Source organism: Pseudomonas sp. H3_E07, assembly GCF_054668895.1.
The window spans coordinates 5,438,219-5,450,738 of the sequence record NZ_CP162795.1 but is presented as its reverse complement, the minus strand read 5'-3'; the positions used below and the strand labels follow the sequence as shown (position 1 = coordinate 5,450,738).

Here is a 12,520-nt window from a genome sequence, read left to right as displayed (position 1 = left end):
CACAGAGATACCCACGGTTTTCGTGGACAACTCTTTTTATATTTTTACGATTTTTTTGCTCAGTAAACGCTTTCGGGAAATGTCCCCGGCAATAAAATCTCGCGACTCACATCGCGTATATCGTTATACCCACACAGCGCCATCGACACGTCCAGCTCTCGGGCGATAATCTCAAGCGCCTTGGTTACACCTGCCTCGCCCATCGCCCCCAAACCATACAAATGCGGGCGACCGATCATGGTGCCTTTGGCGCCCAATGCCATCGCCTTGAGCACGTCCTGGCCGGAACGAATGCCACCGTCGAGCCAGACCTCAATGCGCTCGCCCACCGCTTCGACAATCGCCGGCAACTGGCTAATGCTCGAAGGCGCGCCATCGAGTTGACGACCGCCGTGGTTGCTCACCACCAGTGCGTCGGCACCGGCATTCGCGGCCAGGTGCGCATCTTCCACATCGAGAATGCCCTTGATGATCAACTTGCCGCCCCAGCACTTCTTGATCCACTCCACATCGTCCCAGCTCAGGCGCGGGTCGAATTGCTGGGCGGTCCAGGACGACAGCGAACTCATGTCCGCCACACCTTTCACGTGCCCGACGATATTGCCGAAGCCACGACGCTGGGTGCCGAGCATGCCCATCACCCAGCGCGGTTTGGTGGCCATGTTGAGGATATTCGGCAGGGTCAACTTCGGCGGTGCGGACAGGCCATTGATCAGATCCTTATGGCGCTGGCCGAGGATCTGCAGGTCGAGGGTCAGCACCAGCGCATCCACGCCGGCAGCCTTGGCGCGCTCGATCAGTTGTTCGATAAAGGCGCGGTCGCGCATCACATACAACTGGAACCAAAACGGCTGGCCGACGTGCTCGGCAATGTCTTCCAGGGAGCAGATGCTCATGGTCGACAAGGTGTAGCGCAGGCCGAACGCGGCGGCGGCGCGGGCGGTGAGAATCTCGCCATCGGCGTGCTGCATGCCGGCCAACCCGGTGGGTGCGAGCGCCACCGGCATGGCCATCTCCTGGCCGATCATCGTGGCGCGGATCGAGCGTTCATCAATGTTGCGCGCCACCCGCTGGCGGAACTTGATAGAGGCAAAATCGCTTTCATTTGCCCGGTAAGTGCTCTCAGTCCAGGAGCCGGAATCGGCGTAGTCGTAGAACATCCGTGGGACACGTTTTTGCGCGAGTTTGCGTAAATCTTCGATGGTTGTGATCAACGGCATCTAGGTCACCTCTCCCTGAACTGAATGCTGAGAGTAACCGCCCATCAGCCGCACAACCAGCCATTGCGTTTAGATCGCAGCGCGACTAATCTCGCACAAACACGCAAAAAGACGCAAAACCATGCACACCACTCATCAAGCCATCGACCTGCCTTCTTTGCGCAAGCAGAAGATTTTGTTGCTGCTGGAACGTGACGGCAAAGTCACCGCCTCGGAGCTGGTGGACCACTTTGCAGTGTCCCAGGACACCATCCGCCGCGACCTCGGCGAACTCGCCGCCGCCGGCCTGCTGCAACGCGTACACGGCGGCGCCCTGCCCCGGCCCAAGGACACCGGCAAAGACTTCTTCACCCGTGTCGGCGAGACTAACGAGGCCAAGCGTCACCTCGCCCGGCTCGCTGCCGACCGCGTGGAAGAGGGGCAAATCGTACTGTTCGACTCCGGGTCTACCACGCTGCAGATTGCCCAGTCGTTGCCACGCTCGATGCGTCTCACTGTGGTTACGACATCCCCCATGATCGCCATCGCCTTGGCCGACCACCCTGACGTAAAGGTGATCCTCACGGGCGGCCAGCTCAACCCGGCGACGCTGTCTACCAGCGGCCATGAAACCGTGCGCATGATCCAGGGCATCAAGGCCGACGTGCTATTCACCGGCGTGTGCGCACTGCATCCGCAAGTGGGCATCAGCTCGTTGCACTTCGATGAGGTGGCGGTCAAGCAAGCCTTGCTCGACAGTGCGTCCCACGTGGTGGCGGTGACCATGGCGGACAAACTCGGCGCCGTGGAGCCCTTTGTGGTGGCGCCGTGCAGCCGCATTCACACACTGATCACCGAATGGCATGTGCCCAGTGTAGAGGCGTATGAGCAGCTAGGGTTGGAAGTGCTGCGAGTGGACGTCGAGTAGCGACAGCGCGTCCGGCGTAGCCAGGCCGCTGGCAGTATTGTCGAAGATGCACCAGGTAGGAATACCAGCCGCTACGGACGCGCTCAACACACGCGCATACGCCTGAACGCGTGAAGCCCCATAGCCACTGTGATAGACACGCGGTGTTCCGTGCAGACGCCAATAATGCACGCCTTGCCAACCGGCCGGCACCTCTCCCGCCGGGATCACCGGCGGGTCGGCAGCCACCCGCCCGATCTGCAGAGCCTGCATCATCTCTTCAGCCGCCAACCAGCTCGCGTGCCGTGGTTCAAGCACCACGTCACCGGTAAAACGTTGGCGCAACGCCGTGAAGAATGCGTCGGCAACACTCGGTTCGTATTGCAACGAAGGCGGTAATTGCACCAGCAGGCAACCCAGCTTTTCACCCAGTTGCAGACATTGCCCAAGAAACGCCTCCAGTGCGGCCTGGCAGCCATGCAAGCGCAATTCATGGGTGATGCGCTTGGGCACCTTGACCGAAAAACGAAAGCCCGACGGCACCGAGTGCGCCCACCGCGCGTACGTCTTCGCCAAGTGCGGGCGATAGAACGAACTGTTGATTTCCACCGCATTGAAGCGCGACGCATAACGCTCCAAATGCGTGCCCTCCTCGGCAAATGCTGCCCAGTACTCACGCGGCAAACTCCAGCCGGCACAGCCCACAAACAGCGTTGCCGTCAAAACAGCACCTTGGCGGCATCACGCATGAAAATCTCGATGGTCTTGGGCCCGACCCCGTCGAACGCCCCAAGGCGTTTTTCGAAGGCCTCTCGGCTCTCGCTGGCACTGCGCATATGAGTGATCTTGCCGGCATACTCGGCGTTCAACTTGGCGCTGAGGTCGAGTAAACGTTGGGCGGTGGTTTCATCATAGCGCACGTAATGCGCGCGTCCGAGCATGGCTACCAACTCACGCGACGTGCAGTGCTGCAGCTTACGCGCGGTATCGCGGCCTTGCTCTTCAACGATCACTTTGTAGGCCTGTGCGGCAATCGGTGCCTGGATCCGCTTGCCCATCAGGAAGCTGGCGATAAACCACTTGAACAGGCTGCCGTCATCGCCAGGTTTGAGCTCGATGCCCAACTCCGACGCAGAGATAGAACGGGCCATGTTCAGTGGCCCAGCTTGCGCTCGGCCTTGGCGGCCTGTTCGTTGATGGCATCGGTCTGGCGCTCGGTGTCCTTGATCGAGGTGGGCGTCAGCACTTTATCGACGGTTTCGGTCTTGGGATTCGGGCGTTCCAGGGTCTGGCCTTTTGTGGCTTTATCAGTGCCCTTCTGAGTTTCTTCGGAACTGATGGGGGCTGGGGTCTTATCGGCAGTCATGGTGGTTCTCCAATCAATGGCGCGGGTAAAAAGATATCGAGCGCCTATGCAGCAGAAGCCTGTGGCCCTGGATAGTTCAAGGAAATTGCCCGCGCCAACCCGGTGCAAATTTGCTGAAAATTAATTTAAACCTTTGCCACCCGACCCGGATCAACTCTCCCATATCCCATCCTTCGTACACCCATCAGGAGACACTCGATCATGAGTTCAAAGCTTAACGGCAAGAAGATTCTGGTCATCACGTCCAACACCGGTATCGAGCGCGATGAACTGCTCAAACCATTGGCAGCGCTGCGCGGTTATGGCGCGACAGTGACCCACGGCTCCAGCACAGGCGGCATCACCCAGACCTTCGTCGGCGATACCGAGAAGGACACGACGGCTGAGTCCGATGCGAAGCTGTCCGAGCTGTCGGGCAGTGATTTCGATGCACTGGTGATCCCTGGCGGCACCGTCAACGCTGACACATTGCGCCAGGATGCAGCGGCGCAGAAGTTGATCAACGAGTTCGTCAAGGCAGGCAAAACCGTGGCGGCAATCTGTCATGGCCCCTGGGCGCTGATCGATGCCGGTGTGATCAAAGGCAAGACCCTGACCTCCTATAAGAGCGTGCGCATCGATCTGGAAAACGCCGGAGCCGCCGGATGGGTCGATGAAGAGGTCAAGGTCTGCAAAGCCAATGGCTGGACCCTGATTACCTCACGCACCCCGGATGATCTGCCGGCGTTCAATGAGGCGATCGCCAAGGCATTGGCAGGCTGATAAGCCTACCGCGCAACGAAAACAGGCGCCTCGACGGCGCCTGTTCTCTATCGACTCCTGCCTCAGCTTTTATGCTGCTGCGGCATTTCGCGTTTCGGCCCGAACATCGCCCAAGCGATAAGGCCCAAAAGTGGCACAAAGATAAGCACCACCACCCACAATCCTTTGGTCTCCCAGCCCCCAGTGCTGCGCAATACGATATTGATCGCCCACAATTCCAGTAGCAGTAGAACCACCGCCAAACCGATCCAGATATATTGAATTTCCATGCTTCACCTCCTAGGTCGTACACGTTAGGTCAAGTGTTTAGCGCGAGGGTTCATTAAAATTTGCGCGAATGTCCCGGGGTTGTGGAATGCAACGTGCAACCGCACCGACCATGCAACCTGCACGACAGGTTCAGTCGCCATGTCATCGTAGGCCTTTGAATTTCCTCACGAATTAAAAACAGCTCAAGTTGGTACAACTGATGCACTCCTGTCATGGACGAGGTGTGCATGTCGACACGCCCTGATTTCCCCGTGAGGTGTCACCCATGAATGCGATTGACCTGCTCAAAGCCGACCACGAACGCGTAAAGGCCCTGTTGACTCAGTTGAGTGAATCCACCGAACGTGGGGTGAAAAAACGCACTGAGTTGTTGGCCAAGCTGGAAGCCGAAATCAGCCTGCATACCAGGCTGGAAGAAGAAATCCTCTACCCGGCGTTCAGGAAGGCTGGTGGCAAGGAACAAGACATCATGTACCACGAGGCCAAGGAAGAGCATCGCACCGTTGACACCCTGGTACTGCCGGACCTGAAGCAGACCGAGCCTTCGACAACGGAGTTTTCCGGCCGCGTCAAAGTGGTCAAGGAATTGCTGGAGCACCATATCGAGGAAGAGGAAACCGAGATGTTCCCGCAAGCTAAAAAGCTGCTAGGCAAAGCGCTGCTGGAAGAACTGGGCGCCGAAATGGAAGCGATGAAAGCAGCGCACAAGAAGTTGCAGTCGACCAAGCCCATGGCGGCTTGATCGAGGCATGACCAGGGCCTGAGAGTAATCCAGGCTCTGGAACCATCACACGAGGGGATTGCGTCATGAAGACCAGATCGTCCCAAAGGATTTTACTCATTGTCGGCCTGTCCGCTTTGCTCACTGGCCCCGCCCTCGCCGCGTTCGGCGATAACCCAGAGCCAGCCGCGAACGCCTTGAATGGTAACGGTGCCGCCGGTTCTGCCCTGCCGCCGGGGACCTACCCCAGCAGCCCCTCCGACAGCAGTAAGAAGACCAAAGACACCGACAAGCAGCCGCCCAGGCCGGCCAAGCCTGCTGATACCCATAAGCCCAGTAAAGATAAACCCCGCTCAAGCAGCTGACGGCTCATCCTTATCCGGCGGCTCGGGCGTAACGCCCCAGTCGCCGTGCTCATACCAGTCATCACCGAGCATCTCCGCAGGGTGCATGGTGCGGTCGGCTCCGTTGCCACAGGCCAGGTCGCTCGCAGCGCAGTAGCGATCACACCCCCAGCAGATACGCTCGGGATGCTTGGGGTGCAGCGGAAAAGGCTTGGCCATGGCATTTGCCTTGTTGGAGACGGTGTTCACACCCTAGTGTTAAAACACCCATGCTGCCTTGACCGAAATCAAGCGCCCAGCCTCACTCTCGATCACGCACTGTTTCGATGCTCGCCGCCGCTATTCACGCCCTGGCGAAGTGCAGTTTTTTGCCGGTATCTGGCTACACTTTAAAGCGCGCCACGGTCTGGTGCAGCGCCCCCGCCATCCCCGCCAGGTCATGCCCCGCCGTCTCGGTATGCAACGCCCCTTGCAGCACCTGCTGCGACAGATTGCGAATGCCCACCAGATTGCGATCCACTTCCCGCGCCACCAACGCCTGCTCCTCGGTGGCGCTGGCAATCATCATGTTGCGCTCGTTGATCTGCGAAATAGACCGGGTAATCTCATCCAAGGCTTCACCCGAACGCTGCGCCACACTCAGTGTCGCCTGCACGCGCTCGCTGCTGCTGTGCATGGCCGCGACCGCATGCTCGGTATCCTGGCGGATATTGCCGATCATCTGCTCGATCTCCTGGGTCGAAGCCTGGGTGCGATGGGCCAACGCCCGCACTTCATCAGCCACCACCGCAAACCCACGCCCGGCGTCCCCAGCCCGCGCTGCTTCAATGGCGGCGTTGAGGGCTAGCAGGTTCGTCTGGTCGGCAATGCTGCGGATCACTTCCAGCACACTGCTGATGTCTTGTACGCGGCCCGCCAGTTGCTGGATGCGTTCGGAGGTTTCCACTACGCCGGTGGCCAGGGTGTTGATCGACGCCACGGTTTCCTGCACCTGGGCACGACCGCGCTGGGCGGTCTGTTCCGACAGACGCGAAGCCTCGCTGGTGCTCACCGCGTTGCGCGCCACTTCATCCACGGCAGCGGTCATTTCATTCACCGCCGTCGCCGCCTGTTCGATCTCCTGGCCCTGGGACTGCAAGCTGCTGCTGGTCTGGCTGCTCACCGCGCTCAGTTCTTCGGAGGAACTGGCCACGCCGTCCACCGACGTCGCAATGTGCCGCACCATCTGGTTCAGGTTCTGCTGCATCTGGTGCAGGTTGCGCATCACGCTGCCTTCGGCGCTGTTGCCCACTGGCACCACGATGGTCAGGTCGCCCTGGGCAATATGGCTCAGCACGCGCGCGGCTTCGTCCGGCTCGCCGCCCAATGGGCGAATCACGCTGCGGGTGACGATAATCGCGGCGGCAACCACCAGGGCCAAACACAACAGGAACAACCCGATCATGTTGCGCCGGGCCTCGTCGTACAGGACCTGCGCCGCCTGCTCGCGTTCAGCGAACAGACGTCCCTGCATGGCCATCAACGCGTCCAGGCTCTTGAACACCGCAAGCTCGGCGGGCATCACCTGTTGCTTCAGCTGGGCCAGGCCCTGTTCGCGAGCGCCTTGCTTGATCAGCGCCTGCACCTGGGTGAAAGCGGCCACATAGGCTTCCCGATGGGTTTTCAAGGTCGCATAGGCGGCCTTGCCTTCGGCGGTATCGAGCAGCGGCTCAAGGGTGGCGAACGCCTCGGTGATGCGTTGCCGGGTGGTGCCGATGGCTTCCTGGGCTTGTTGGTTGTCCTGGTCGATCAGCAAGTCACGGGTGTTGCGGCCGTTATCGCGTACGCCGGTGGCGATCACCATGATCGGCGCTATTTTCGGCCAGTCCTGCTGCACAATCTGTTCGGATTGTTGCTTGAGGGTTGCGAGGTCGTGCAGGGCGTAGAACACCAAACCGACCAGAGCCAGCGGCGCAATCGCGAAACCGATGACAATGCGTTGTGCCGTGGTTAACTGCTTCATTCTGAACCTTCCTTGATGAACACCTGCCCACCAGGGGCAGCATCGATAAAAACGCGGTTGAGGGCGCGGGTCACCCTCGTAATACAAACGCGGGAAACAACTCACGCAAGCGGCCCCACAGCTCCGGTAACGCAGCCTGTGCCGGGGAACTCGGCAGTTGCGTGTCGAGCATGCTGGCGGTGCGCACCATCTGCACGGCGAAGCGCTGCACGCCACGGGCTTGCAAACGTTGGGCCAGCCGCAGCAGGCGGGCTGGGTCGATCAGGTGCCAATGCACCGTGGTACGGCATTCGTAGTCCATGCCGCTGGCGAGCAAAATATCGAGACTGCGCCAGTTGGCGGCGCCGCTGCCCTTGACCTGGGTGATCGACTGGCAGTCTTCGGCCAGGGCCTTTACGTCAAAACCAACCCAGTCGGCATGCCGCAAAGCATGGGCAAACCCCGCCGGCTTGATCCCCGCGCTGTGCAGGCCGATGTGAAAACCCATCGCCCGGACTTCATCCATCGCCGCCGGCAAACCCTCTTGCAAGGTCGGCTCGCCGCCGCTGAACACCACGGCGTCGAGCAGGTCTCGGCGCCGTTGCAGAAACAGCAACACCCGGCGCCAATCCATTTGCGTGCTCGCGCGCGGCGGGATCAGGTCCGGGTTGTGGCAGTAACGGCAACGCCAGGCACAGCCCTGGCAGAACAGCACACAGGCGAGCATGCCGGGGTAGTCGAGGGTGGTCAGGGGCACCAGGCCCCCGACCCGCAGCGCTCGACTCATTGGCGACCGGCCGCAGCGGCCGTTTCAGTGAAGTGCGCACGCTCCTTGTGCTCGGATTGCTTGCCTGGATTGAACGCCGACACCGGCCGGTGGTAACCCATTACTCGGGTCCAGACTTCGCAGCGCTGGCGTTGTGGCTGGGAGGTTTGCATGGTGAATCTCCTTGGGGTGGAGTTGAGTTGAATGGCTTCATACGGGAGCAAGCAAGCTCGCTCCTACAGGGCCAGGACTTCATCGCACTTGGGGCAGAACTCATGTTCACCGGCGAGGTAGCCATGCACCGGGCAGATCGAAAATGTCGGCGTCACCGTCAGGTACGGCAGCCGGAAACGCCCCAGCGCCTTGCGCACCAATTGCTTGCAGGCCTGGGTCGACGAGATCTGCTCGGCCATGTACAGGTGCAACACAGTGCCGCCGGTGTATTTGCATTGCAGTTCGTCTTGCAGCTCCAGGGCTTCGAAGGGGTCCTGGGTAAAGCCCACCGGCAGTTGCGAGGAATTGGTGTAATACGGCGCGATGTCGCTGCCCGCTTGCAGGATGTTTGGGTAGCGCTTGCGGTCTTCCTTGGCAAAACGGTAGGTGGTGCCTTCCGCCGGGGTGGCTTCAAGGTTGTAGAGGTGGCCGGTGTCTTCCTGGAAGCGCAGCAAAGTGGCGCGCACATGGTCGAGCAATTTGAGGGCAAAGGCGCGGCCCTGTTCGGTGTGCATGCCCTCCTCGTCAGCGCTGAAATTGCGCAGCATCTCGTGCATGCCATTAAGGCCGATGGTGGAGAAGTGATTGCGCAGCGTGCCCAGGTAACGCTTGGTGTAGGGATACAGGCCCGCATCCATGTGGTGTTGGATCACCTTGCGCTTGACCTCCAGGCTTTCCATGGCCATTTCCATCAGGCTGTCCAGGCGTTGCAGCAAGCCTGAGGTGTCGCCATTGAACAGGTAGCCCAGGCGTGCGCAGTTGATTGTCACCACCCCCAGGGAGCCCGTCTGTTCCGCCGAACCGAACAGCCCGCCACCGCGCTTGAGCAATTCACGCACGTCCAGTTGCAGGCGGCAGCACATCGAGCGCACCTGATTGGGCTGCATATCGGAATTGAGGAAGTTCTGGAAATACGGCAAACCGTAGCGCGCCGTCATCTCGAACAGGCGGTCAGCATTGTCGCTGTCCCAGGGGAAATCATGGGTGATGTTGTAGGTGGGAATCGGAAAGGTGAACACCCGGCCCTTGGCATCCCCGGCCTGCATCACCTCGATGTAGGCGCGGTTGATCAGCTCCATTTCGGCTTGCAGGTCGCCGTAGGCAAACGGCATTTCTTCACCGCCGATCACCGGCACCTGTTCACGTAAATCTTCTGGGCAGACCCAATCGAAGGTCAGGTTGGTAAACGGTGTCTGGGTGCCCCAGCGCGACGGCACGTTGAGGTTGTAGATGAACTCCTGCACGGCCTGGCGCACTTGCGGGTAGCTCAGTTGATCCTTGCGCACATAGGGTGCGAGATAGGTGTCGAACGAACTGAAGGCCTGGGCGCCGGCCCATTCGTTTTGCAGGGTACCGAGGAAGTTGACCATCTGCCCCAAGGCGCTGCTCAAGTGCTTGGGGGGGCCCGCTTCGACCCGGCCCGGCACACCGTTTAGGCCTTCGTGCAACAGCGAACGCAGTGACCAACCGGCGCAGTAGCCGGCAAGCATGTCCAGGTCATGGATATGCAGATCCGCTTCGCGGTGCGCGCGGCCGATCTGCTCGCTGTAGACCTCGTCCAGCCAGTAATTGGCAGTGACCTTGCCTGCCACATTGAGCACCAATCCGCCCAGGGAATAGCCCTGATTGGCATTGGCCTGCACGCGCCAGTCTTCGCGATCGAGGTATTCGTTCATGGAGGTGGCGACCTCTACCAGGGTCTTGCGGTCACGGCGCATGCGGCCGTGTTGTTCGCGGTAGACGATGTAGGCGCGCATCGATTGGAAGTAACCGGCGTCCATCAGCACGCGTTCGACGCTGTCCTGGATGAGTTCGACGTCCAGTTGTTCGATGCCCCTTAGGCGTGCCAATACTGCGCCCAGCAACAGGTCGGCGTCGTTCGCTTGAAACTCCGCGGTGGCAGTGCCGGCGGCGATCAGGGCTTGGCGGATTTTTTCGGCGTCGAAGGGGGCCAGGCTGCCGTCGCGTTTGTGGAGGTGGGTGCTGGTGAGCGGGGTGAGCGTGCTTTGCATTGGAAGCTCCAAACACTACATATAGACAATCCGATAACATAAAACACAATATGCAGTGATATTACGGAGAGAAGCGTTGGAAACCCTTGATCGGGATCAACGTTTTCTGATCGGGGCATATCCCTTTATTCCGTCACGGCTATCCATGGTTCCGCCCTTACGGTGCCCCCCAACCTCACCCACCGCTCATGCTCATAAAGCGCACCACCTGAACCTCCCCCGCCCCCGAAAAATCATGCCGCGCTGGCTTTCCCCTCAACGCCCGATGCAACGCCTCAACCAACGGCCGATCATCCAACGGAGACCGCCTGAGCAACTCACGAAAATCCAGCGCGTCGTCCTGCCCGAGGCACAACAAAAGCCGCCCCTCCACCGTCATCCTTAGCCGATTACAACTCCCACAAAAACTCTGTGAATTGGGCGAGATAAACCCGATGCGCGTGTCGGGGTAACGCGCCAAACGCACATACCGCGCCGGCCCCCCACTGCTTTCCGCAGTGTCGAGCAACAGATGCTCACGAGCGATCACCTCCCGCACCTCATCACTGGCACAAAACGCCTCCCCCCGCGAACGCCCTACATCCCCCAAAGGCATTTCTTCGATGAAACTGATATCGATCCCTTGCTCGATCGCATACCGCACCAACGCGGGCACCTCATCAAAATTACGCCCTTTCATCACCACGCAATTGAGCTTGACCCGCTCGAACCCGGCGTCCCGCGCCGCCTCTATCCCCTCCTGCACCTGGCGCAAATCACCGTTGCGCGTGATCGCCCGAAACCGCACGGGATCCAGACTGTCGAGGCTGATATTCATGCGCTTGACCCCCGCCGCCGCCAGCGGCTGCGCCAGCCGCGCCAACTGTGAGCCATTGCTGGTCATCACCAACTCACGCAAGCCTGGCAACGCAGCAATAGTGCGGCACAACCCCACAATGCCAGGACGGATCAAAGGTTCACCGCCGGTCAAGCGGATCTTGCGCACGCCCTGGCCCACAAACAGCCGGGCCAGGCGCTCCAGCTCTTGCAGGCTCAACACCTGCTGGCGCGGCAGGAAGGTCATGGTTTTCGCCATGCAGTACACACAGCGAAAATCACAACGGTCGGTCACCGACAGACGCAGGTAATCGATTGAACGGCCGAGCCCATCCACCAGGCTCATGTCACTGCACCAACGGCGAGTCGGCGCCTTGCAGCGCGAGACCACGGATGTCCGCGGCGCCAATCAGGGTTTGCAGGTACTGCACCAGCGCCTTCTGCCACACCCCCTGCTGCAACTGGGTGCGAATGGCGCCCGCCACTGCTTCGTAAGGCAACGGCTGGCCTTCGATGCGCTGGTCGACGCTGATCACATGCCAGCCGTAACGGCTTTCCAAGGGCTTATCGGCCAGGCCGGGCGCCAGGGTAAACAACTGGCGCTCCAGCTCCGGCACGGTCTGGCCCTTGCTGATCTGGCCCAATGAGCCACCCTGGGCCTTGGACGGGCACGCCGAATACTTGAGCGCCAGTTCGGCGAAGCTGGCGGGTGTCTGCGCCAGGCTCAGCTGTAGGATTTCTGCCTGCACATGGGCCATCTGCCGTGCCTCGGCATCGTCCGGCGCGCATTCGAGCAAGATGTGCCGCACCGCCAGCAACGGTGCGCTGTGGAAGCGCCCACGATTGCTTTCAAAATAATGCCGGCAGGTCGCCTCGTCGCACTGCGGCACGGTGATCTCGCGCTCCAGCAACAAGCGCGTGGCGGCTTCTTCTTCGTTCTCGCCGGGGGCGATGTCCACCGCCAGGCCCAACTCGGTGATGCGCTGTTGCAGCAGCTCGCGAATCACCAGCGCGCGAGCGGCCAGGTACACCGCGGCTTCGCGGCTTTCGGCAGGATGGTATTGCAGCTCCAGGGCCATCGCCTCGGGCGTGATCGACACGCCGTTGACGCTGACGATGGGCCATTCCTGTTCACTGCTGGCAATCAATTCAGGCTGGGTCAT

13 protein-coding genes and 1 pseudogene are annotated in these 12,520 nt (G+C 60.4%); 3 read left to right on the top strand and 11 right to left on the bottom strand.

The window, feature by feature from the left end; all coding sequences use genetic code 11:
* Positions 1–59 precede the first annotated feature (59 nt).
* A complete protein-coding gene (locus AB4O08_RS25295) occupies positions 60–1,220 on the bottom strand; it encodes an alpha-hydroxy acid oxidase (protein ID WP_021492283.1) in 1,161 nt (386 codons plus the stop codon).
* 121 nt (positions 1,221–1,341) lie between these two features.
* Here AB4O08_RS25295 and AB4O08_RS25290 point away from each other — a divergent pair, with 121 nt between their 5' ends.
* Complete coding sequence (locus tag AB4O08_RS25290) at positions 1,342–2,127, top strand: DeoR/GlpR family DNA-binding transcription regulator (protein ID WP_021492284.1); 786 nt, start codon at positions 1,342–1,344, stop codon at positions 2,125–2,127.
* On the opposite strand, the gene AB4O08_RS25285 is transcribed toward AB4O08_RS25290, so the two are convergent.
* The 3 genes from AB4O08_RS25285 to AB4O08_RS25275 are packed head-to-tail and all read right to left on the bottom strand — an operon-like array spanning position 2,092 to position 3,472.
* Complete coding sequence (locus tag AB4O08_RS25285; protein ID WP_045791987.1) at positions 2,092–2,829, bottom strand: DUF72 domain-containing protein; 738 nt, start codon at positions 2,827–2,829, stop codon at positions 2,092–2,094. The two genes, AB4O08_RS25290 and AB4O08_RS25285, sit on opposite strands and share 36 nt — an antisense overlap.
* The gene (locus tag AB4O08_RS25280; protein ID WP_010209854.1) at positions 2,826–3,257 is read right to left on the bottom strand and encodes a hypothetical protein; all 432 of its coding nucleotides are present in this window, start codon (positions 3,255–3,257) and stop codon (positions 2,826–2,828) included. Before AB4O08_RS25280 ends, AB4O08_RS25285 begins: the two co-directional genes overlap by 4 nt.
* Before the next feature lie 2 nt (positions 3,258–3,259).
* Positions 3,260–3,472: a hypothetical protein gene (locus AB4O08_RS25275; RefSeq protein WP_010209852.1), complete on the bottom strand. Its 213-nt coding sequence runs from the start codon at positions 3,470–3,472 to the stop codon at positions 3,260–3,262.
* A gap of 201 nt (positions 3,473–3,673) precedes the next feature.
* On the opposite strand from AB4O08_RS25275, the gene AB4O08_RS25270 reads away from it, so the two are divergent.
* Positions 3,674–4,234 carry a type 1 glutamine amidotransferase domain-containing protein gene (locus AB4O08_RS25270; protein ID WP_047543955.1) on the top strand — a complete coding sequence of 187 codons (561 nt, stop codon included), beginning with the start codon at positions 3,674–3,676 and terminating at the stop codon, positions 4,232–4,234.
* 62 nt (positions 4,235–4,296) lie between these two features.
* Here the strand turns inward: AB4O08_RS25270 and AB4O08_RS25265 are convergent, their stop codons facing one another.
* Positions 4,297–4,503 carry a PLDc N-terminal domain-containing protein gene (locus tag AB4O08_RS25265; RefSeq protein WP_010209848.1) on the bottom strand — a complete coding sequence of 69 codons (207 nt, stop codon included), beginning with the start codon at positions 4,501–4,503 and terminating at the stop codon, positions 4,297–4,299.
* A 266-nt stretch (positions 4,504–4,769) separates the two neighbouring features.
* On the opposite strand from AB4O08_RS25265, the gene AB4O08_RS25260 reads away from it, so the two are divergent.
* On the top strand, positions 4,770–5,246 hold the full coding sequence (locus AB4O08_RS25260; protein WP_010209845.1) for a hemerythrin domain-containing protein: 477 nt from the start codon (positions 4,770–4,772) through the stop codon (positions 5,244–5,246).
* A gap of 332 nt (positions 5,247–5,578) precedes the next feature.
* Here AB4O08_RS25260 and AB4O08_RS25255 read toward each other — a convergent pair whose 3' ends face one another.
* From AB4O08_RS25255 to AB4O08_RS25230, 6 genes and pseudogenes are all read right to left on the bottom strand, one after another.
* Positions 5,579–5,788 carry a DUF3079 domain-containing protein gene (locus tag AB4O08_RS25255; RefSeq protein WP_042572200.1) on the bottom strand — a complete coding sequence of 70 codons (210 nt, stop codon included), beginning with the start codon at positions 5,786–5,788 and terminating at the stop codon, positions 5,579–5,581.
* Between the two features lie 163 nt (positions 5,789–5,951).
* Positions 5,952–7,571, bottom strand: a complete 1,620-nt coding sequence (locus AB4O08_RS25250) for a methyl-accepting chemotaxis protein (RefSeq protein ID WP_021492288.1) — start codon at positions 7,569–7,571, stop codon at positions 5,952–5,954.
* 70 nt (positions 7,572–7,641) lie between these two features.
* A complete protein-coding gene (locus AB4O08_RS25245; RefSeq protein WP_021492289.1) occupies positions 7,642–8,337 on the bottom strand; it encodes an anaerobic ribonucleoside-triphosphate reductase activating protein in 696 nt (231 codons plus the stop codon).
* Positions 8,337–10,541, bottom strand: a pseudogene (locus tag AB4O08_RS25240) (ribonucleoside triphosphate reductase); the annotation flags it as partial. The pseudogene AB4O08_RS25240 and the gene AB4O08_RS25245, both read right to left, overlap by 1 nt.
* 175 nt (positions 10,542–10,716) lie before the next feature.
* The gene (gene moaA, locus AB4O08_RS25235; RefSeq protein WP_137206060.1) at positions 10,717–11,703 is read right to left on the bottom strand and encodes a GTP 3',8-cyclase MoaA; all 987 of its coding nucleotides are present in this window, start codon (positions 11,701–11,703) and stop codon (positions 10,717–10,719) included.
* A gap of 1 nt (position 11,704) precedes the next feature.
* The gene (locus tag AB4O08_RS25230; protein WP_010209833.1) at positions 11,705–12,520 is read right to left on the bottom strand and encodes a peptidylprolyl isomerase; all 816 of its coding nucleotides are present in this window, start codon (positions 12,518–12,520) and stop codon (positions 11,705–11,707) included.